At 63.1% G+C, this 20,782-nt stretch carries 17 protein-coding genes, 1 tRNA gene and 1 pseudogene; 2 read left to right on the top strand and 17 right to left on the bottom strand.

Annotated elements, in window-relative coordinates; all coding sequences use genetic code 11:
• Nucleotides 1-25 precede the first annotated feature (25 nt).
• The 12 genes from AB0N65_RS00095 to AB0N65_RS00040 all read right to left on the bottom strand — a co-directional run bounded on the left by AB0N65_RS00095 (nucleotide 26) and on the right by AB0N65_RS00040 (nucleotide 14,089).
• Nucleotides 26-676, bottom strand: coding sequence for a hypothetical protein (locus tag AB0N65_RS00095; protein ID WP_364155970.1), 651 nt, complete (start codon nucleotides 674-676; stop codon nucleotides 26-28).
• 133 nt (nucleotides 677-809) lie between these two features.
• The gene (locus tag AB0N65_RS00090; protein ID WP_364155967.1) at nucleotides 810-1,442 is read right to left on the bottom strand and encodes a TetR/AcrR family transcriptional regulator; all 633 of its coding nucleotides are present in this window, start codon (nucleotides 1,440-1,442) and stop codon (nucleotides 810-812) included.
• Entirely contained in the window at nucleotides 1,439-3,475 is a 2,037-nt protein-coding gene (locus AB0N65_RS00085; RefSeq protein WP_364155964.1) for a YhgE/Pip domain-containing protein, read from the bottom strand. Before AB0N65_RS00085 ends, AB0N65_RS00090 begins: the two co-directional genes overlap by 4 nt.
• On the bottom strand, nucleotides 3,472-4,221 hold the full coding sequence (locus AB0N65_RS00080) for an ABC transporter ATP-binding protein (protein ID WP_364155962.1): 750 nt from the start codon (nucleotides 4,219-4,221) through the stop codon (nucleotides 3,472-3,474). The genes AB0N65_RS00085 and AB0N65_RS00080 overlap by 4 nt, the downstream gene beginning before the upstream one ends.
• A 69-nt stretch (nucleotides 4,222-4,290) precedes the next feature.
• A complete protein-coding gene (locus AB0N65_RS00075) occupies nucleotides 4,291-5,748 on the bottom strand; it encodes an NAD(P)/FAD-dependent oxidoreductase (RefSeq protein ID WP_364155959.1) in 1,458 nt (485 codons plus the stop codon).
• Nucleotides 5,749-5,841: 93 nt separating this feature from the next.
• On the bottom strand, nucleotides 5,842-6,528 hold the full coding sequence (locus tag AB0N65_RS00070; RefSeq protein WP_364155956.1) for an N-acetylmannosamine-6-phosphate 2-epimerase: 687 nt from the start codon (nucleotides 6,526-6,528) through the stop codon (nucleotides 5,842-5,844).
• A gap of 10 nt (nucleotides 6,529-6,538) precedes the next feature.
• Nucleotides 6,539-7,510 carry an ROK family protein gene (locus tag AB0N65_RS00065; protein ID WP_364156969.1) on the bottom strand — a complete coding sequence of 324 codons (972 nt, stop codon included), beginning with the start codon at nucleotides 7,508-7,510 and terminating at the stop codon, nucleotides 6,539-6,541.
• 18 nt (nucleotides 7,511-7,528) lie between these two features.
• On the bottom strand, nucleotides 7,529-8,446 hold the full coding sequence (locus tag AB0N65_RS00060; RefSeq protein ID WP_364155954.1) for a dihydrodipicolinate synthase family protein: 918 nt from the start codon (nucleotides 8,444-8,446) through the stop codon (nucleotides 7,529-7,531).
• Between the two features lie 37 nt (nucleotides 8,447-8,483).
• Nucleotides 8,484-9,290, bottom strand: coding sequence for an ATP-binding cassette domain-containing protein (locus AB0N65_RS00055; protein ID WP_364155951.1), 807 nt, complete (start codon nucleotides 9,288-9,290; stop codon nucleotides 8,484-8,486).
• The gene (locus AB0N65_RS00050) at nucleotides 9,287-11,401 is read right to left on the bottom strand and encodes a dipeptide/oligopeptide/nickel ABC transporter permease/ATP-binding protein (protein ID WP_364155948.1); all 2,115 of its coding nucleotides are present in this window, start codon (nucleotides 11,399-11,401) and stop codon (nucleotides 9,287-9,289) included. Before AB0N65_RS00050 ends, AB0N65_RS00055 begins: the two co-directional genes overlap by 4 nt.
• A gap of 3 nt (nucleotides 11,402-11,404) precedes the next feature.
• Nucleotides 11,405-12,361 carry an ABC transporter permease gene (locus AB0N65_RS00045; protein WP_364155946.1) on the bottom strand — a complete coding sequence of 319 codons (957 nt, stop codon included), beginning with the start codon at nucleotides 12,359-12,361 and terminating at the stop codon, nucleotides 11,405-11,407.
• 105 nt (nucleotides 12,362-12,466) lie between these two features.
• Nucleotides 12,467-14,089, bottom strand: coding sequence for an ABC transporter substrate-binding protein (locus AB0N65_RS00040; RefSeq protein ID WP_364155944.1), 1,623 nt, complete (start codon nucleotides 14,087-14,089; stop codon nucleotides 12,467-12,469).
• A gap of 333 nt (nucleotides 14,090-14,422) precedes the next feature.
• Here AB0N65_RS00040 and AB0N65_RS00035 point away from each other — a divergent pair, with 333 nt between their 5' ends.
• Complete coding sequence (locus tag AB0N65_RS00035) at nucleotides 14,423-15,151, top strand: FadR/GntR family transcriptional regulator (protein WP_364155941.1); 729 nt, start codon at nucleotides 14,423-14,425, stop codon at nucleotides 15,149-15,151.
• 260 nt (nucleotides 15,152-15,411) lie between these two features.
• Here AB0N65_RS00035 and AB0N65_RS00030 read toward each other — a convergent pair.
• Nucleotides 15,412-15,485 (bottom strand) — tRNA-Arg (locus AB0N65_RS00030).
• A gap of 284 nt (nucleotides 15,486-15,769) precedes the next feature.
• On the opposite strand from AB0N65_RS00030, the gene AB0N65_RS00025 reads away from it, so the two are divergent.
• Complete coding sequence (locus AB0N65_RS00025; protein WP_364155938.1) at nucleotides 15,770-17,596, top strand: phosphoenolpyruvate carboxykinase (GTP); 1,827 nt, start codon at nucleotides 15,770-15,772, stop codon at nucleotides 17,594-17,596.
• A gap of 104 nt (nucleotides 17,597-17,700) precedes the next feature.
• Here the strand turns inward: AB0N65_RS00025 and AB0N65_RS00020 are convergent, their stop codons facing one another.
• The 4 genes and pseudogenes from AB0N65_RS00020 to manB all read right to left on the bottom strand — a co-directional run.
• Nucleotides 17,701-18,858, bottom strand: coding sequence for a globin domain-containing protein (locus tag AB0N65_RS00020; protein ID WP_364155935.1), 1,158 nt, complete (start codon nucleotides 18,856-18,858; stop codon nucleotides 17,701-17,703).
• 155 nt (nucleotides 18,859-19,013) lie between these two features.
• Nucleotides 19,014-19,493 (bottom strand): Rrf2 family transcriptional regulator, encoded by a 480-nt coding sequence (locus tag AB0N65_RS00015; protein ID WP_364155933.1) that lies wholly within the window; start codon nucleotides 19,491-19,493, stop codon nucleotides 19,014-19,016.
• 23 nt (nucleotides 19,494-19,516) lie between these two features.
• Nucleotides 19,517-20,020 carry a hypothetical protein gene (locus AB0N65_RS00010; protein WP_364155930.1) on the bottom strand — a complete coding sequence of 168 codons (504 nt, stop codon included), beginning with the start codon at nucleotides 20,018-20,020 and terminating at the stop codon, nucleotides 19,517-19,519.
• A 12-nt stretch (nucleotides 20,021-20,032) separates the two neighbouring features.
• Nucleotides 20,033-20,782 (bottom strand): annotated as a pseudogene (gene manB, locus AB0N65_RS00005) (phosphomannomutase/phosphoglucomutase); the annotation flags it as partial.

Raw genomic sequence — 20,782 nt, 5'->3', positions numbered from 1 at the left:
AGTGCGGGCCCCGCAAGGTGGGGGATTAGCGTTTCGGGGCAGGCTTGCGTTGGGCAGACCCGTTCGACGCCGGTCTCTTGGCTTGAGTGCCCGCCTTGGCGGCGGGTGCGGGGCGCTTGGCCTGCGGTATCGGTCTGGCCCCCGGAGTCGCTCGCGCCTGTGGGGTGCGGGGCGCCGCGGATCGTGGCGCGGTTGGGCGCTTGGAAGCCCCGCCCACAGTTGGGCGCTTGGCTGCGGCGGGACGATTGCTTGCCGGACGTCGCGCGGCTGCACGCTCGGGTCGGACGCCCCACTTCGGCCAGACGGCGCCCAGGAACAGCACCACCAGCGTGCCCACCCCGGCCACTGTCGCCAGATAGAAGTAGATGTCGGAATCCTGGCTGCTGACGGCACTGCCTAAGGCGTTCGCATCCTGGTTGAACGCCAGGCCCCACATACGAAGGAACGCGATGCTGAAGCCAATGAACAGGCTGGTGCCGGCCGCGCCCAGGAGTACCACCAGGTACCGTCGGCGATTGAAGACCTGGACGATTGAGGCCAGGTAGCACACCAGCACGGCGCCCAGGAAAAGGTACAGCACCAGCTCTTCGAGCACGGCCGCGGCAAGTACCAAAAGCCCGAGCGACACAAAAGCGGCGATGACCGCAAGCTTCCCGCTGTTCCCCATGTGACGCATGAGGTTAATCATCGCTGACCAAGTGGCCGCGCCACGCCGTCGTAGATTGCAGTTGGATACCGTTGCGGGGCTTGGGCTGCGCGCTAAAAACGGGAATTAGCAACGCACAGCCGGCCCCGCAAGCCGGGCCGGGCTATTTGACGACGTATCCGTGCATGATGGTCATGACGGCGGCCACGCTTTGTTCGCGCGAGCGTTCGGGATTGTAGGTCTGACGGTCCAGGCCCACCACGAAGATGGCTCCAAAAATCGCCGCTTCCAGGCTGCCCCGGGCGATGGTCGCATCTACTGTGTAGCCGGACGCCACCCGCTCAACGGCTGAACCGATAACTGCCAGCAATTCGGCGCGGAGTTCCGCGAACACGGCGCTCCATTCGCCGGGGGTGCGCCAGTTTTCGCTCACCCACAGCCGGGCGAAGGACGGATAGTCATCCATGAATTCCATGGCTTGGCCGACCATGTCCTCCATGGCGTCGAGAGGATCCGTGCTCTGCCCCTCGATGGCTTGCAGCCTGGCCAGCATGATGTCCACGCCGTGACGCAGCAACTGGGCAATGAGGTCGGATTTGCTGCCGAAGTTGTAATAGACCGTTCCCTTGGACACACCTGCAGAAGCTGCGATCTCATCCACGGTTACTCCGGCGGCGCCGCGTTCGCCGATCAGTTCCATGGACGCCTCGAACAGGCGTTGTTTGGTGGCATTGGTGCGGCCGGGGCGGAGCTTCTTCTCTCCCGCTCCGGGTGGGGCAGGCTCGGCGGTGCTCATACTGCGATCTCCGGCTTCAACGTCTTGAGGGTCCACACTTTGTGTTTGCGGACAGCGAGCGTTGACAATGCCGCTCCCAGCACAGTGTATCCAAGCAGGCCCAGCACTGTCGGCCAGATCATGCCCAGCTCACCCCCGTAGATCAGGTGCCGCATGCCGGTCACCACGTAACCCATCGGCAGGACTTCATGAACGACGTGCAACGGCTCGGGGGTGGTCTGCCACGGGAACGTACCTCCCGAGGACACGAGTTGCAGCACCAGCAGGATCAGCACAACGAACTTTCCGGGCGTCCCCAATAGAGCCACGATGCCCTGGATGATCGCACTGAACGCCATGACCGCAGCAAGCATGAAAAGCCACATTCTGACGGGATGTACAGCATCCAAGCCGAGCCCGACGTTAACCACCACCGTCAGGATGGTTGCCTGCAGGACTGAGACCACGAAGAACGGGAGCCATCCGCCCACTGCGATTTTCCAGGCCGGGGCATTCGACGCCAACGCACGCTGCGTAATGGGCCGCATGGCCTGGACCAGCATGAAAACGCCGATCCAGAGTGCCAACGTCAGGAAGAAGGGCGCCAGACCCGCGCCGTAGGAGTTCGCTTTAGCCTGTGAAACGTTATCCACCGCAACGGGGTCGGCGATCACCTTGGACACGCTGCTCTTTTGCTCGTCATTCGGGTTCGGGATGTCGCCCGCGCCCTTGGCGAGTTCGGATGCCAGGGTGTGCGCGCCGTCGGATGCGGTCACAGCACCGTCGGCAAGCTGTCCGGCGCCGTCGTTGAGTTGGCGGGCACCGCCGTCCAGCTTTATTGCGCCGTCCAAGGCGCTCTGTTGTCCCGCTGCCAGGGTAGAGGCGCCGTCCTTGAGCTGGGCCGCGCCGCCTGCTGCCTGGGAAATGGCATCAGTCAGCGTCGGTGTTGCTGCTGCCAGCTTCGCTGCACCGGCGCTTACCGCCGCGGATCCATCCGCGAGTTGCTGGATCTTGGCGGCGTCGCCAGCAATTTCGGCTTTGGCATCGGCCACGGGACTCGAGGCCGCGGCAGCGTCAAGGTCCGCGAGAACCCTGTCCGCCTGCTCCTGCGTCAGGACGCCGGCCGCCACGAGCCGCTTGGTGGATTCGACCACCCGGCTGCGGAGGCCTTTATCTGCCGCGTCGAGCTGCCCGACGACGTCTTGGACTTTCGCGTTCAGCTGGGCATTTCCAGCGGCTACTTGGGCGGCGCCGTCGGCGAGCTTCTTTGAGTCCGCGGGCAGGGTTGCCGTTTTGTTCTGCAGCTCGGTCAGGCCTGAGCTGAGCTGCCCTGCACCCGTGTGGAGCTGGTTGGCGCCGTCCCGAAGCTGCGTCTGGCCGGCCACCAGTTGGTCAGCGCCGGTGACGAGTTGGGACGTTCCGTCATGGAGGGCAGCTGCACCGTCGCTGAGCTTGCCGACGCCATCGGCCAACTGCCCTGCACCGTCAGCGGCTTTGACGATGGAGGCGTGGATCGTGCCGAAACCGGTGAGGAGCTGGTTTGCTGTTTCCTCGCCCACCTCCTTGGACACCGTGGAGTGAACGGCAGTGGTGAGCTTGTCCACGATGGTACTGAGGAGGTAGTTGTTGGCGTCATTGGTGGTGACGTGCAGCATGGCCTGGTTGGCTGCGTCGAAGCTCCCCGGTGAGACCAGGTTGGCCGAGAAATCCTGCGGTATGCGCAGGGCGAAAGCGTACTCACCCGTTCGCACTCCGGCATCTGCTGCTTCCGCGCTGGACACCCGCTTCCAGTTGAAGACATGTCCTTCCTCGAGGCTGTCGGCTACTTTCGCGCCGGCGTGGAGTTCAGTGCCGTCCTTTGAAGTTGCGCCTGTATCTTCCACGACGAGGGCGGCATCGATCCGGTCCAGGTTGCCGTACGGATCCCAGTTCGCGTAAAGGTACACCGCGCCGTACAGGAGCGGCACCATGGTCAGGGCAAGGATGGTCAGCTTGGGCAGGAGCCCGCCGGTCATGCGCTTGAGTTCGGAGCGGGCAAGCCGCAGAACAGTCACTGTGCAGTCCTTTGGAGGTTTTGGTCTTCTTGCAGTTCAGGTTCGACGGCGGCTGGTTGCGTTGCGGTTGCTGGCTCGCCGTCTGAGGAGGTTTCGGCTGCTTGCTTCGTCTCGGTTGGTTGCGGCACCGCATTGCCGATCACTGCAGCGGGTCCGTCCCAGTTGTCCGGGAGGGCACTCACGACGGCGACGACGGCAAGCGGCCGCCCGGCGTCGGATGCTAATGCCTGCAGCCGCGGCAACCACGCCGCGGGGTCCGCGCTGTGGCGATCCGGGGAGTCCACGACGAGGAGGTCGGTGGCGGGGTCGGCCAGGGCGAGCGCCGTGAGGAGCTCGAGTCGGCGGTTTGGGGACAGTTGTTCGATCCAGAGGCCGGCGATGTCTTCGAAGCGGTTGACCTTGAGCCATGGCTTGCTGAGCAGGGCGCCACGGTAGCGGCGGGGGATGAGGGAGAGGTCTTCGGTGACAAGGTCACGGACGCTCAAATGTTGTTCGGGTTCGTTGATGCCGGGAGAGTCAACAAGTGCGCTGGCCAGCCTGATTTTCTTCGTCTTGGAGTTGTTGTCCCAACTGAGGACGCCATTGCTGGGCTTCATCCGGCCGCTGAGCGCCAAGGCGAGGGCTGTCCTGTGGTCCTGACCCTCGCCAGTTACCAGTATGAGCTGGCCGCGCTTGGTAGCAAGCGAGGTGGGCGGCAGGAGATCGTTCCGACGGCCGTTGATCTGGAGTTGCTGTACGGACAGCACAAGTAAGCCTTTCGCAGAGATGGTGTCTGCAAAAAGTCTAACTAAACTGACTGGTCAGTTCAAATAGAACTACAAGCCGTACTTTTCGAGGAGGCGCAGCCACACCTCGCTGATGGTCGGGTAGGAAGGAACAGCGTGCCACAAGCGGTCCAAGGGCACTTCGCCCACAATGGCGATGGTTGCCGAGTGCAGCAGCTCAGCGACGCCCGGGCCGACGAACGTTGCTCCGAGGATGACCTTGCGGTCTTCATCAACCACCATCTGCGCCCAACCCTTGTAATCAGGAGAGTGGAGTTGGGAGCCGGAGACGTTAATGGGCAACTCGACGCCCGTCACGTTCTTGCCTTGGAGCAGCGCCTGGTCGAGGCTCAAACCAACTGAAGCAACTTCGGGGTCCGTGAACACCACACTGGGGATCGCGTAATCGTTGGCAGTGTGGGCCCACGAACTCCACGGTTTGGGGGCGCCGCGGAGCTGGCCATTAGCGCGGGCCACGATCGCATCTCCAGTGGCGCGGGCCTCGTACTTGCCTTGGTGCGTCAGCAGAACCTTGCCAGCGGCATCCCCGGCGGCGTAGAGCCACAGTCCGCTGGTCCCATCGCTGGCAGGGCCCTCCACGAGGCCGCTCGCGTCCGTGGTGAGGCGCAGAGGTTTACCGTTATCTGGCTCAACACCGACGTTCTCCAAACCTAGATTGGAGAGTGCAGGATGCCTCCCGGACGCCACCAGGAGTTGGTCAGCCCTGACGGACTTGCCGTGGAGCCTCACGGTGAGGGAACCGTCGTCGTTCTTTTCCACCCGCTCGACGTCGGTATGGAGCCGGACGTCAACGCCGTCAGCCCGCAGCCCGGCCAGGACCAGCTCTGCTGCTTCCTCGGGATAGCTGCTCAGGAGGCGTCCGCGGGCAACGATTGTCACGTCGGAACCGAGGCGGGCAAACGCCTGGGCAAGCTCCACGCCAGCAACGCCACCACCGAGCACAACGAACCGGCGGGGGACTTCCTTGGCAGACGTAGCCCCGCGGGTCGTCCAGAAAGATACATCGGTCAGGCCGTCGATATCGGGAATGGTAGGTGTGGAGCCCGTGGCCACCACCACCGCATGGTGTGCCTTGAGCGCATAGCTGTTGCCGTCCAAGCCGTCCACCTGGACTTCGCGTGGGCCGGTAATGCGCCCCCGGCCACGGATAAGCTCGATGCCTGCGCTATCCAGCCACTCAACCTGGCTGCCGTCCTGCCAGTTGTTGGTGAACCAGTCCCGATGCTTCAGGGCAGCGCGGGCATCGACCGTACCAGTGATGGCTTGCGAGGCCCCCGGGATGCCTTGGGCTGCATGCAGGACGCTGCCTGGCCTGAGAAGTGCCTTTGAGGGGATGCACGCCCAATAGGAGCACTCGCCGCCTACCAGTTCGCTCTCGATGATCACCGCCGTCAGCCCACCGCGAACCACTCTGTCGGCCACGTTTTCCCCTACGGCGCCCGCGCCGATCACAATCACATCGAATTCCCGGGGGCTATCGGCAGTCATGGTGAAAGCCTACGCCCGCTCTCTGGACGTTGTGGGGCGGGTTCCGGGGCTTGTGCGGGTTTTGGCGCGCAGAGCTGGCCTCGCAACGCAGACCTACGCGTGCATTGCGCCCTTGAACCAGCCCGTGATGCTCGCCGGGTGGGTGATCGCGGTGCCCACCACCACCGCGAAGGCCCCCGCGTCGAGTGCCTGCCGTGCATGGGCCGGGGTGTGGATGCGGCCCTCCGCGATGAGCGGCTTCCCCAGCTCTGCCGAGGCAATCTGATCCAGGAGTTCCAGGTCCGGCCCGTCAGTCTTGGCGCGCTCGCCGGTGTACCCGGACAACGTGGTACCGATAAGGTCCGCGCCCGCGTCCACTGCCGCAACGGCGTCATCGAAGGAACCGCAGTCGGCCATGACCAAGGCATGCGACTCCGCGTGGATCGCCTCCACAGTGGATGCCAAGGACAGCCCATCCGGACGGGCACGCCGCGTACCATCGATCGCCACCACATGGGCTCCCGCGTTCGCTACAGAAAGGGCATGCCGAAGCGTAGGCGTGATAAACACGCCGTCGTGCCCGTCCTTCCAGAGGCCAATAACAGGAACTTCGACGGCGGTACGCGTGAACTGTAAGTCGGCCAACCCTTGCACACGGATCGCCGCGGCGCCGCCGATCACGGCTGATGCCGCGATTTGGGCAGTGGTTCGGGGGTCGCGCAGGGGCTCACCGGGGTAGGCCTGGCACGAGACGATGAGCTGGGAACGGAGGGCTTCAAGGCCTTCGGGAGTCAGGATCACAGGATCTTCCTTACTTAAGGACAAGCTTCGCGGCGCCAATAATGGCTGCAGTATTGCCAAGGGCTGCGGGTACAACGGGGACACCAATCAGGGGAGCCAGCAGTTCCTGTCGCAGGGCAGCCTCCATCGGCTTCCACCAGAGCTCGCCGGCATCTGCGAGTCCGCCGGAGATCACCACGGTTTCGGGGTCGAGGATGTTGACCAGACCGCCCACGGCCTGTCCGGCAGCAGCTGCACCGAGCTCGATGGCACGCAAAGCAGCGGCGCGGCTGACCGCTGAGCCAGCGGTAGCACCGGCGTCGTACGCGCCGGAAGCCAACGCAAACACGCCCCGCGTGTCCGACGCGTCAGAGGCGGCCCCCCCGAACCGGAGGAAGGACTCATAAAGAGCGGGTCCGGAAGCCACGGCCTCCACGTGCCCTGAGGCACCGCAAACACAAGGCAAGGGAACACCGTTATACACAGCCAACGGCGAAGCGAAATGCCCCACGTGCCCACCCACAAAGCGGTGGCCCAGGACAGGTGAGCAGTCCAGCACGAAGCTGCCGCCCACGCCCGTCCCGAAAGCCACCAGGAGCGAACTGGACGTGCCCGCGGCGGCGCCCAACCATGCTTCACCGAGGGCATGCGCGTGGACGTCGTTGACGGCTCGCACCAAGGGATGCGGGAGCCGCGAAGAAAGCCCGGAAACCAACGAAGTTCCGGCCCAACCGAGAATCGCATCCGTGGCGGAAACCACCACCCCGGAAGAGGCATCGATGACCCCGGCGGAGCCGACACCGACGCCGGACACTTTCAGTCCGGCCTCGGTAGCGCGCTCCACCAAGCCCGAGATCAGCGCTGCGGTGGCATCGAGGATCGCCTCGCCACCTGCCCTGTTGAGCGTCGGTATGGTGTCCGACATCAGCACTTCACCAAAAGGAGATACAACCCCGGCGGCGGTCTTGGTACCGCCGAGGTCGACGCCGATCACGGGGGTCAAGGAAACGGTCATCGAAGCCTAGACCAGCCCGTTCCGTTCCAGGATTTCGCGAATCAGGGAGGCCTCGGAATCGTTCAAAGAAAGCATTGGCGAGCTCATGGTGTTGGACTCGATGATGCCCATGACCTGCAGTGCCGTCTTGAAGGCACCCAAGCCTGCGGCACCCCCGGACACGCGTCCATTGGGCGTGTAGACGATCTCAAAGACGTCGGCCAAGCGGTCCTGCTCCCGGGCCGCCGCAGCCCAGTCGCCGGCCTGCGCTGCGTCGAAGAGGCGGCGGTAACCGGCCGGATCAACGTTGCCAAGCCCCGGGACAACGCCCTGCGCGCCGCCCAAAAGAGCGCCGTCCACCACCACCTCGTGCCCGGTGAAGATGTCGAAGTTCGGGATGTCTTTAGCCGCAAGCAGCAGTTGGCGGAATGAAACGTCGTCGCCGGAGGAGTCCTTGACACCGGCGATCACGCCGTCCCGGCCGAGGCGGACAAGAAGGTCCGTGGGCAGCTTAAAGTGCGTTCGGACGGGGACGTCGTAAGCGAAAACCGGTTTCTGGATGGCCTCGTGGATGCTGCGGAAATGCGTCTCGGTTTCCGCGACGTTGCCGATCGCGTAGTACATGGACGTCACGACGATCGCGTCGGCGCCCAAATCGACTACTTTGCGGGCTTCCTCGATGACCCGGTTGGTCGTCTGCTCGTTGGCACCCACCATCAGGGGCACGGCACCGGCGTTCGCGTCGGCGATGGTGGTGACCACCAGTTCGCGTTCTTCGTTGGTCAAGTAGGGGACTTCGCCGGAGGAGCCCAGCACGAACAGTCCGGACACACCGCCGTCGATCAAGTGCTTGGTGACGTTCTTCAACGACGCGGTGTCGACGCTGCCGTCGGTGTGGCGGGGTGTGATGACCGGGGGAATAACGCCCTGGAACTGAGAGGACACAGAAATCTCCGTTGTTGGTAACTAATGAAAGGAAAAGCTAGATGTGGAGGAGGCTCGGCGCAGCGCCCAGGAGCTTCCGCGTGTAGTCGTTGCCGGGGTTGTCGAAGACCTGCGCAGCGGTGCCTTGCTCGACGATCTTGCCGAAGTACATGACGCAGATCCGGTCCGAGACGTACCGGACGGTCTGGATGTCGTGCGAAATGAACACCATGCCGAGGTTCAACTGCGTCTTCAAGTCGGACAGCAGGTTCAGGACCTGCGCGCGGACGGACACGTCGAGCGCCGACGTCGGCTCGTCCGCCACGATGATGTCCGGCTCCAGCGCCAGCGCGCGGGCGATCGCCACACGCTGGCGCTGGCCTCCGGAAACTTGCGACGGCGTCACTTCGGCCGCCGATTGCGGCAAGCCAACCAGCGCCAACAGTTCCTTGACCTTGGCAGCACGGCTGGCCGCGTTCCCGATGCCGTGGATCTGAAGGGGGTCGGTGAGGATGTCCTGGATGGTCATGCGTGGGTTCAGCGCCGTCGCGGGGTCCTGGAAGACGACGGAGACGGAGCGGCCGAATTCCTTGCGCATGGCTGCGTTCCGCTTGATGGCCGGCTTTCCGTGGAACAAGACACTGCCCGACGTCGGCGGCTGGAGTCCCACAAGCACTGACGCGAGGGTGGACTTGCCGCAGCCGGACTCACCGACGATGCCGACGGTTTCGCCGCGGCTGATGCTGAAATCAACGCCGTCGACGGCCTTGACGATGTTCGGCCGGAACAAGCCGCCCGTGCGTGCCCGGTGGTAGACCTTGACGTCTTTGAGCTCGATCACCGGCTTTGCAGTTGTTTCGCTCATTTTGCATCCTCCTTCAAATGGCTCGCCCAGTAATGGTCGGCGTCTTCGCCATTGGTGGATCCAACAGCGGTGAGGACCAGCTTCTGGTTGGGGTCGGCGTCGGGCCTCTGCGAGCGGGCCGCGAAGCGGTCGCCGGTAGCGAAATCCCGCGGTGAGGGGACTGTGCCCGGGATCTGGTGGAGCCGAGCGGCATCTGCTTCGATGGAAAGCACCGCACCGAGCAGCCCCCGCGTGTATTCGTGCTTGGGGTTCTGCAGCAGCTCGGAAGCCTGTGCGGATTCCACCACCTGGCCCGCGTACATCACGGTGATTCGATGGGCAAGGGACGCGACCAACGCGAGGTCGTGGCTGACGAACACCATGGAAAATCCCAGCTGTTCGCGCAGTTCGTTGAGGAGGTCGACTACCTGCTTCTGGACCGTCACATCCAAAGCGGTAGTGGGCTCGTCCGCAACCACGATCTTGGGCGAACGAGAGAGGGCCATGGCTATCAGCACACGCTGGCGCTGGCCGCCCGAGAGTTCGTGCGGGTAGCTGGCAAGTGTCCGCACGGGGTCAAGTTTCACCATTTCCAACAGCTCGGACGGGGTCTTCCGGCCTCCGCGTTTGGTGAGCTGCTCCAACTGGTCCTTGATCTTCATGGACGGGTTCAGGGAACTCAGCGCGTCCTGGTAGACCATGGCGATCTGCTCGCCGCGGAGGCCTTCGTAGGCCTTCATGTTGCTGTGCATGGTGTTCGGGTCCAGGAGTTCCTTGCCGTCGAACGTGACGGATCCGCTGATCTGCGCGGTCTTGGGGAGAAGGCCCATGACGGCCAACGACGTGATCGACTTGCCGCAGCCGGACTCACCGACGAGGCCCATGGTTTCCCCTTCGCGCACAGTGAAGGAGACGTCGTCCACGATCGGGATGTCACCAAAACGGCCCGGGAAGCGGATGGACAGGTTCTTGACCTCAAGCACGTTGCGCGCGCCTGCCGGCACCTGGGGGAGGCGGTCGGTGCGCTTGGCTTCGATGGAGGCCAACAATTCGAGTTCCCTGTCGAGCAGAAGGTGAGGGGCGGGCACGGTGACGGACCCGCCTTGCCGGGTGGCGCCGTCGAGCGTTCCGACTGAGGTGAGGGTGTCGCCGGAAGCCGCGCGGACGCTGTCAAGCTCGTGTTCCTCAACCACGGAAGGTTGGACCACGGACGTGGCAACCTCGGTGTCCACCACTACAGCAGCGGATGAGCCGTCGTCGTCCTTCACCACAGGCGCGCGGCGGAGCTTCGGGTTCACCATGGCGTCCGTGAGGCCCTCGGCGAGGATGTTCAAGGAAAGGACCGTCAACAGGATGGTGAGACCGGCGAAAGTGGTGGCCCACCAGCCGCCGGACAGGACCAGGTTGCGGCCGTAGGAGATCACGTTGCCCCACGACGGCGCGGGATCCTGAACGCCGGCTCCCAGGAAGGAGAGCGATGCTTCGAGGATGATCGCGTCGGCCACCATGACCGTGGCGAAAACCAGGACAGGAGCGGCGGTGTTGCGGACAATGTGCTTGATCAGGATGTAGAAGCGGCCGGCACCGATGACGCGCTCGGCACGGACGTAGTCTTCGCCGTACTGGGCAAGGACGTTGGCGCGGACCACGCGGGCAAGCTGTGGCGTGTAGATAATGGCGATCGCGATGATGATGGTGGGAACGGAGTTACCGAATGCCGCCAGCAGTACCGCAGCGAGGGCGATGCCCGGGAACGCCATGAGGATGTCCATGATCCGCATGATGATCTCGTTGACCGACTTGCTGGACGTTGCGGCGAACGACCCCAGGAGCGCGCCCACCAGGATCGCCAGGCCCACGGCGCCGAGGCCGATCATGAGCGAGGACTGCGCGCCGAACAGCAGGCGCGAGAAGATGTCGCGGCCCAGCCGGTCCGTGCCGAAGAAGTGCTCGGCGCCTGGAGGAGTCGCCGGGATAAAGGTCTCCAGAGGATCGTGCGGTGCCAGGACCGGCGCGAAGATGGCTGCAACGACGATCACGATGAGGAAGAGCAGGGCGATACGGGAACCCCAGGGCAGGGCCTTGAAACGAATGCCCGGGGCGCTGAGCCGTTCTGCGAGTTTGCTTCGCATGAGCTATACCGTCCTGATTCGGGGGTTGATGAGCAGGTAGAGAAGGTCCACCACGATGTTCACCAGAACGAACGTGATAGAGATGGTGAGCACCACGCCCTGGACCAGGTTGACGTCCAGGTTGGTGATGCCGTTGAGGATCAGCTGGCCCATACCGGGCAAGGCGAAGATCATTTCAATCACGACGGCGCCACCCAGCAAGTAGCCGACGCGGAGTCCCAGCACGGTCACCGGAGTGACGAGCGCGTTGCGGAGGACGTTTCTGGAGACGACTTCGCGGTAGGGAACTCCGTTGCCGATGGCGGTGCGGACGTAGTCGCGGTCCAGTTCTTCAACCATCGAGGTGCGGACCACGCGGATCAGTGATGCGGACACGGGAATGCCGAGGGCCAACGCCGGGAGGGCCATGGAGTTGAGCCAACCGCCAAAGCCGGATTCCGGCGTCGCAATACCGCCCGAGGGGAACAGGGGATTGCTGCCCAAAGCGAACCACTGGATGAGCAGGATGCCGAGCCAGAAGGACGGCGTCGCGATCGCAGCGATCGAGAAAACCCGGACCAACTGGTCCTGCCACTTGTCGCGGTAAAGCGCGCCGAGGACACCGAACGCCAACGACAGCACGATCGCGATAAGGACGCCCAGGAACGTGAGCTGGAGTGTGAGCGGGAAGGCCGAGCCGATCATTGAGGCTACGGATTTGGCCGGCGGGGTAGTGACGCCCAGATCGAACTGAAGGAGCTTGCCGAGGAAGCGGAAGTACTGCAGGACCAGGGGGTCGTTGAGGCCGTTTTCCTGGCGGTACTGCTGCTTCGCTTCCTCGCTGGCGCCGTCACCGAGGGCCGAGCTGGCCTGGTCGCCGGGAGCGGCCTGCAGGACGAGGAAGACGAGCAACGTAATGCCCAGGATCATCAATGGCAATGCTGCAAGTCTGCGGCCAAGCAGACGCAATATCGTGACCAATTTGTTCTCCGGTTGAGTTGGGTTTCGTTGGCTTGTGGGGCCTGCTCTACGTGCTTTGTGGGGGATTTAGCGCGTAAAGCAGGCCCCGCAAGGCGAGCCGGGTGCCTAGGCCGTGCGTCCGACGTCGACGAACGACAGACCCGTGGTTGGCAGGGGCTGGAAGCCGCTGAGCTTCTTCTCGTCCCAGGCACTGGGCAGCTGGCGGTGGAAAATCGGATAGAGCGGAACCTCGTCCGACACGAGGTCCACGATCTCGCCCACCGTCTTCTTGGCTTCGTCGCCGGACGCCTGCGAGCCCTTGTTCATGAGGTCCTGCAGCTTGGTGCGCTCCGGAGTAGTCCAGAAGGCACGCTTTTCCATCCAGGTTGCTCCGGAATAGAACCAGCTGAGGAGCAGGTCTGCATCATTACCGAAGACTGAGGGGTCGCCCGGAGCTGCAACCACCGCGTAATCACCCTTACCCACGCGGTCCGTATACAGGGCACCGGACTGCAGGTTCTTGACGGTCACTTTGACGCCCGGGATCTTGTTCCACGATTCGAGGATCAGCGGTGCCACATCCTTGACCCACGCGGTGTCCGTGGTGAGCAGTTCGAATTCGAGGTTGGTGACGCCGGCCTGCTTCAGGAGGTCTTCAGCCTTCTTGGCGTCATAGCCATAGACGTTCTTGGCCTTGACGTAGTCCGGGTGGCCCTCCTGGAAGTACGAGCTTGCAGCTTTCGCATTCCCGAACAGGGCCTTCTTGATGATGGCTTCCTTGTCCATGCCGTAGTGCAGGGCCTGGCGCACGAGCTTGTTGTCGAAGGGAGCCTTGGCGCAGTTGAACATCAGGAACAGCAAGCCGAAGGATTGGACGGATTCAACCTTGACCTTCGACTTCAAGCCGTCAACGTCAAGGTACGGAACGTCTTCAATGGCCTGGACCCGCCCGGACTGCACGGCGGTGACGCGTGCTGCTGCATCCGAGAGGAGCAGCCAGGTCATGCCCTTGGCCAGTGCAGGCTTGGGTCCGTTGTAGTCGGCAAAAGCTTCGAACACGATCTTGTCGTCCTTGACCGCGGACATCAGCTTGTAGGGGCCCGAGCCGACCGGCTTGGCATCGAAGGCCTTCAGGTCCGTTGCGAGTGCCTTGGGGACAATCTTGACCACGGATATACGTGGTCCGAAGCCGGGGAAGGCGTACTTGAGCGTGAATTCGACCGTCTTGGCATCAACCGGCTTGACGTCCTGGATGAACGGAATGAACTGCGAGAACAGGGACTTGTTCGCGGGGTCCATCACGCGGGTGAAGGAGAAGGCCACGTCTTCCGTGGTGACCGGGGAACCGTCATGGAACTTGGCTCCGTCGCGGATGGTCACCTGGTAGGTGGTGTCGTTGATCTTCTTGGGGTCGGATGCCGCCAAAGCGTTGTACGGCTGGCGCGTAGCCGGGTGCAGCTCGATGAGGCCTTCGAAGATATGCAGATTGGCGGCCATCGGCGTGGCACCCGAGGAGCTCAGCGGATCGAAGCCGGTTGAGAGCGCATAGGAGATGCCTGCCTCGATGATGAGGTCCTTGTTCACCGCGGCGGTGTTCGTCTGGTTGCTGGTGGTGGTGCTGGCAGCGCCGCCGCACGCGGAAAGGGTTGCGGTGAACGCGGCAGCTGCACCAACTGCGCCGCTAAGTTTCAGGAAGTTCCGGCGGCTGGCGTCGTTGACCAGCGGCAGGCTGTTGATCGTCTTGCTCATAGGTGCCTCACCATTCAAGTTATGTGGGTTATCGGATGTAGGACGTCCGATGCTCGTACTGAAACTGTAAGGGCGGTCACAAGGGATCGTCAAGTGAGAAAGTTCGCGGCAGCTTGGGGGATTCAGGGGAGCCGGACGACCGTGCTCGCTGGCGGGCCGGATCGGCTAAGCCGGGAAATCTTCGCGAAATCCCGGAACATACCTATCAGGGAGGTGGGACATCCGATATTGTATGTTGCGAGTCAATCATTCTGCGGTGGGCGCTAAGCTCGCCTCAATATTAACACCGCACCTCCGGAGCTACCCGGTGCGTGCGTTGGCAAGGAGAGCGCCATGACAACTTCCGGTGTGGTCCCGCAGGCGCGGTTCAGCGCACAGGCCCGACTGCGTGCATTGCAATCGGACATTATGGAGCTGATCCTCGAGCGCGAGCTCGAGGCAGGCGATCCTCTGCCCACGGAGAGCGAGCTTTCCGTAGCCCTGGGCGTGGGCCGGAACACCCTCCGTGAATCCCTCAAAGTACTGCAGGCCCTGGGCGTCATCGAAATCCGGCACGGGTTCGGCATGTTCGTGGCTCCCAGCAACTTTGACGCGCTGGCTGACGGGCTCACCTTCCGCGGCCGGCTCTCACTGCGGCATCAGGGGCTGGAGGCGTTGCAGTTGGTTGACGTTCGCCAGGCACTGGAGTCCGGGCTGATCGGATCTTCCATCGACGTCATGACGGCCGAGCAGCTGGCGTCGATCGAGGAGTCGGTCAAGCAAATGGAGGAATTGGCCGCTGCGGGGGAGAACTTTGTCGCGGCAGACGCCGAGTTCCATCGCCGGCTGTTCGAACCGCTCAACAATGAGCTCCTTATTAACCTCATGGGCGTCTTCTGGAAGGTCTACAGGAAAATTCACGTGGAGATCGGCGCCGGCAACGAGGACCTGGTCAAGACTGCGGCCATCCACAGGAACATCTACGCCGCAGTGGCGGCGGGGGATAGGGTCCTGGCCGCCGAACTGCTCAACCGGCACTTCGACGGCATTCGCCGGCGCATCAGCGAGGCCGTTGGCGAGTAACGCAACGAACCCATGGGCCGTCGTCGTACTTTCCGGAAGGTACGACGGCGGCCCTCGCCGTTGCTGCGTGGCTCGCCTTCCGTGCCGCCCGGCCCAACTGAGTCGCATTACTGCGCGTTTTGAGCGGGCTAAACGCGCTTAACTGCGACCTGGTTGGATGGGGTGTTCGGGTGGGGCGATTTGAGTGGGCCGGGGCGGTTTGGGGTGGGGCCGGCATAACAAAAGACCCGCACCGGCGAACCGGTGCGGGTCTTCATCTGTGCGCCCAAAGGGATTCGAACCCCTGACCTTCTGTTCCGTAGACAGACGCTCTATCCAGCTGAGCTATGGGCGCATTTCGCGTGATTCTTGGCGGTCTGTTTCTCTGACCCCCTCGAACCTCAATAAACTTTACAGAAGTTCATGTGAAGTTCCAAATCGAAAAGCTGTAATCTGCGCAACTAGACCGGTCTACGTGACCTTAGTCACTTAAAGAGACGCTTCAAAAAGCAACTTCCTTGATATCTCGCGGTTTTGTTCTTGAGCCAACCCTAGGTCAGATGTCTGACAAGCCCAATGGTCTGGTCCGCGGCCCCTATCGTTTAGGACACACCACTGAACCCGAGGAAGGGAACCACAATGGGCGATCTGGCGCGACTGCCGCTGCTTGAGAAGGCACCTACTACGCATGCACGCCTGCTGGCCTGGGTTGAGGAAGTTGCCGAACTGACCCAGCCGGACCGCATCCACTGGGTTGACGGCAGCGAAGCAGAGAACAAGAAGCTGACCGACGAGCTTGTTGAAGCCGGCACGCTGAAGCGGCTGAACCCGGAGACGTTCCCGAACTCCTTTGCAGCGTTTTCTGATCCGGCGGACGTCGCCCGTGTCGAAGAACAGACCTTCATCTGCTCCGAGAATGAGCGCGACGCAGGGTTCACCAACAACTGGATGGCTCCGGCCGAGATGAAGCAGAAGCTGCGCGGCCTGTTCGCCGGCTCCATGCGCGGCCGCACCATGTACGTCATCCCGTTCGTCATGGGCCACCTGGATGCAGAGGATCCCAAGTTTGGCGTTGAGATCACCGACTCCGCCTACGTTGTGGCCTCCATGCGCATCATGGCCCGCATCGGTACCGACGTTCTTGACCGCATTACGCAGACGGACGCTTTCTTCGTTCCTGCCTTGCACTCCCTTGGCGCTCCGCTCGAGCCCGGCCAGGCAGACGTCGCGTGGCCTTGCAACCCGGAGAAGTGGATCGTGCACTTCCCGGAAGAGCGTTCCATCTGGTCATTCGGTTCGGGCTACGGCGGAAACGCCCTCCTCGGCAAGAAGTGCTACGCCCTCCGCATCGCGTCCGTCATGGCACGCGACGAGGGTTGGCTCGCCGAGCACATGCTCATCCTCAAACTGACCTCTCCCGAGCAGAAGACCTACTACGTCTCCGCAGCTTTCCCGTCTGCGTGCGGCAAGACCAACCTCGCCCTCCTCGACCCCACCATCAAGGGCTGGAAGGTTGAGACGCTGGGTGACGACATCACGTGGATGCGCTTCGGCAAGGAAGGCGAGCTCCGCGCCGTCAACCCCGAGGCGGGCCTTTTCGGCGTTGCGCCGGGTACCGGCTGGGGCACCAACCCCAACGCCATGCGGGCCATCGCCAAGGGCAACAGCATCTTCACCAACGTTGCCCTCACGGACGACGGTGGCGTCTGGTGGGAAGGTATGACGGAGGAAACTCCGGAGCACCTGACCGACTGGCGTGGTGAGTCGTGGACTCCGGACTCCGAAACCCCGGCAGCGCACCCGAACTCGCGCTTCTGCACGCCGATCGACCAGATCGACATGCTTGCTGAAGAGTACTTCAGCCCTGAAGGCGTGGAACTTTCCGCGATCCTTTTCGGCGGTCGCCGCAAGACCACCATCCCGCTGGTCACCGAGGCCCGTGACTGGTCCAACGGCATCTTCATGGGATCCACGCTTTCTTCGGAGACCACGGCTGCCGCCGCGGGTGCCGTCGGTGTGGTCCGGCGCGACCCCATGGCCATGCTGCCGTTCATCGGCTACGACGCAGGCGACTACCTGAACCACTGGGTCAACCTGTCCGCCAAGGCAAACCCGGAGCGGCTCCCGAAGATCTTCCTGGTTAACTGGTTCCGCCGCACGGCTGAGGGCGGCTTCGCCTGGCCCGGCTTCGGAGATAACGCCCGTGTGCTCAAGTGGGCCATTGAGCGCCTCGAAGGCAAGGCCGACGCCGTGGAGACCCCCATCGGCTTCGTGCCGACCGGCGAGTCCATCGACCTCGACGGGCTGGACATGACTCCGGCCGAGGTCGAAGCTGCCGTACGGGTTGACGCCGACGAGTGGGCAACCGAGCTGGCCTCCATCGAAGAGTGGTTCGCCAACTTCGGAGGTTCCCTCCCGGCAGCCCTTCAGTCCGAGCTGGACGGTCTCAAGAACCGTCTGGGCTAGACCTCTTAAGGACAACGGCGTCCTTAAGACGACGGCGGCCCGTCACCTTCCATTTGAAGGTGACGGGCCGCCGTCGTTCTCTGGGATTTTGGCGCCGTTTCCCGCTAGTTAGCGAGCCATACGTCAGGGCCGAACACTTCGTAATGGATCCGCGTGGATGGTATCCCGGCTTCGATTGCTTCGTCGCGGATCTTCTTCATGAAAGGCAGCGGACCACAAAGATACAGCGAGGCATCCGCGGGAAGGTCGACCTCGCGCAGGGACATGAAACCTTCGTTGGCTCCAGCATGCGGGGTTTCGAGCCAAAGCGTGAGCTTTGCGTCGATCTTCGCGGCGTCTTCCCTCATCTGCCCGCTCAGGGCCCAGCTATCGATGGACCGCTCGGCGTGAAGCACCAGGACCTGGCGTTCGGTGTCGGCCTCCGCGAGGGAGCGCAGGATGGAGGCGGTGGGGGTACAGCCGATCCCTGCCGACGCCAGGACGACGGGTCCATCGCCGTCCTTGAGGGTGATCTCGCCGTACGGGTTGGAGATGTCCAGGATGTCACCGGGTTCGACGGCGGTATGCAGGGCGGTGGACACCTCACCGCCGTCATTGAGCTTGGTGGTGAAGATGCGGCTGGTACCGGTATCGCCGGACAAGGAGTACTGGCGGACCTGGCGGAGCCCGTCGGGGAGCGTCACTTTGACGCTGACGTACTGACCCGGCTTCGCCTCTGTGACGGGGGTATCGTCGGCGGGCTCCAAGGTGAAGGTCATGGAATCCCGGCCCGCGGCTTCCTTGGAGACGACGCGCCAAGGCATCCACATTTTGGTATTGGCCTGGGCTGCGTAGAGGTCCTTTTCCAACTTGATCAACGCATCGGCCATGAGCCAATAGACCTCGGTCCATGCCTCAGCAATCTCCGGGGTGATGACGTCCGCCAGGTCGGCCGCGATGGCGGCAAAAAGGTGCTCGTAGACTACGGCGTATTGCTCTTCGGCGATGCCCAACGAGGCATGCTTGTGGGCAATTCTGGCCAGAACCTTCTCCGGTAGGGTTCCGGGGTTGTTGACCAAGTGGGTCGCGAAAGCGGCGATGCTGCCCGCAAGTGCTCGCTGCTGGTCGCCGGACCACTGGTTGGACCGGCTAAACAGGCCATCCAGCAATTCCGGGTGCGCAGCGAAGAGACGGCTGTAGAAGTCGGCTGTGATTTCACCTATCCGCGATCCAACCAGCGGCAGGGTGGCTTCAATGACGGGGCGGGACTTTTCCGAGAGCATAGGTTCTCCTGGGGTAGGGGCCGTGGGGTGCGTTACCGGACCTTCCAAATACAAGCATCTTGAATACGTGTATTTGTACCTCAAGTTCTACGCCTTGTAGAAGACTTGTGCAAATTGGGCTTGTAATGGCGGTGTCGTGTGGTTTGCGCCAGGCTTTACAAGGGGTCGAGCTGCGGCTCAGGTGAAGAGAACTCCGGACGCAAGCCGATCGTTTGGAAGACCGGGTTCATTTGCCGGGCGTGCGGCAAAGATGAGATGACGACGTCGTCGAGTTCCCGGTAGAAAGCTTCCCGGGCGCGGTTCATGGCGTGGCGGAGTCCGCACTCCGTGATGAGGGGGCAATCGCGATTCGGCGACTGGCACTCGGCGGGGTCCTGCCGGCTGTCCAAGTGGCGAAGGAGTTGCCCAACGGTGGCACGACGGCCGGCCTCGTTGAGGCGTGACCCGCCGAGCCTGCCTCTCTCGACGTCGATCAGGCCAAGGCCACGAAGGCGAACCATGGCCTTGCTGACATGGTTGTAGGGTGTCCCCACGGCGTCGGCCACGGTCTGGGTTGTCAGCAGCGTACCCTCGGGGGCGGACGCCAGCACCATGAGGGCGCGGAGGCTCACGTCTGCGAACGCGTTGATCTTCATGGCTTCCCTTACGTCAGCGAGGTCTAGTCCACCCACACAGTCGGCTGGTGGGTATCTGGCTCCATGGCGCCGAACGTGAACCCTTCATCTGTGGCCACGTAGGGAACTATCGCCGCCATGACACCACCATCACGGTGTTCGGCTGCGCCAGTGATCCCGTCTGATCCATGTTCGGGCAGGTTTACGTCGTACGCAATCGCCACGGCCCGGTAATCGTCACGTCCCTGGCGCAGGAGCGCTTGCACGTCGGCCAGCATTTGTTCGGCGTCCAAGTGACCGTTCTCATCCGGCTCATTGGGCGTAACGAGCACGATCCGGAGTTCGCCATCGTTGGAGAGCGTAATGCCGAACGGGAGGAAGCCACCGTTCTGAAGCACATGCTCCTGCGCCATGCCGATGGCGGTTCCGAGGGTATCCCGCAGTTCACTTTCCTGGACAGATCCAGGTTCAGGAATTGCAGCCGCGGAGTTGTCCTGCCCGGGATCTTCGCCGGCCGGGTTCCCCGTTGCTTGAGGTGATTGGCTCATGGCTTCTGTTCCCTATGCGCGGACGAGTGCGAGGACGCGGTCGCGGATTTTTTCCATGGTGGGCTGGTCTTTGGCTTCGGCGTTCAGGCGCAGGAAGGGCTCGGTGTTGGACGGGCGCAGGTTGAACCACCAGCTACCGTCCACCGCGCTGAACGTGCTGCCGTCCATGGTGTCGATCTCGATGTCCTCACCGGCGAAATCGGCCCGGACACGCTCCACCGCGGCGGCCTTGTCCTCGACCGTGGAATTAATCTCCCCGGAGGAAACATACGGCTCGTACTCGCGGCCAAGCCCGGACAACGGCCCGTCCTGCTCACCCAGGGCCGCCAGGACATGCATCGCGGCGAGCATCCCGGTATCGGCATTCCAGAAATCACGGAAATAAAAATGCGCGGAGTGTTCCCCGCCGAACACCGCACCTTCCTCGGCCATGACAGCCTTGATGAAGGAATGCCCCACCCGGGTCCGCACGGCACGCCCGCCATCAGCAGCCACCAACTCCGGCACCGCCCGGGACGTGAGCAGATTGTGGATGATCACCGGCGATTCCTCCCCCGCGGCCCTGGCCCGGGCAATCTCACGCCGGGCCACCATCCCGGTGATCGCCGACGGAGAGACCGGCTCGCCCTTCTCATCGATCACGAAACACCGGTCCGCGTCACCATCGAACGCCAACCCGATATCCGCCCCGTGCTTCAGCACCGCAGCCTGCAAATCCCGCAGGTTCTCCGGCTCCAACGGGTTGGCCGGATGGTTCGGGAA

Origin of the sequence: Paenarthrobacter sp. NPDC089322 (genome assembly GCF_040684895.1) — a bacterium.
In the GTDB taxonomy this organism is placed as follows: domain Bacteria; phylum Actinomycetota; class Actinomycetes; order Actinomycetales; family Micrococcaceae; genus Arthrobacter.
The sequence above is the reverse complement of the archived record's forward strand: the minus strand, read 5'-3'. Positions and strand labels throughout refer to the sequence as shown.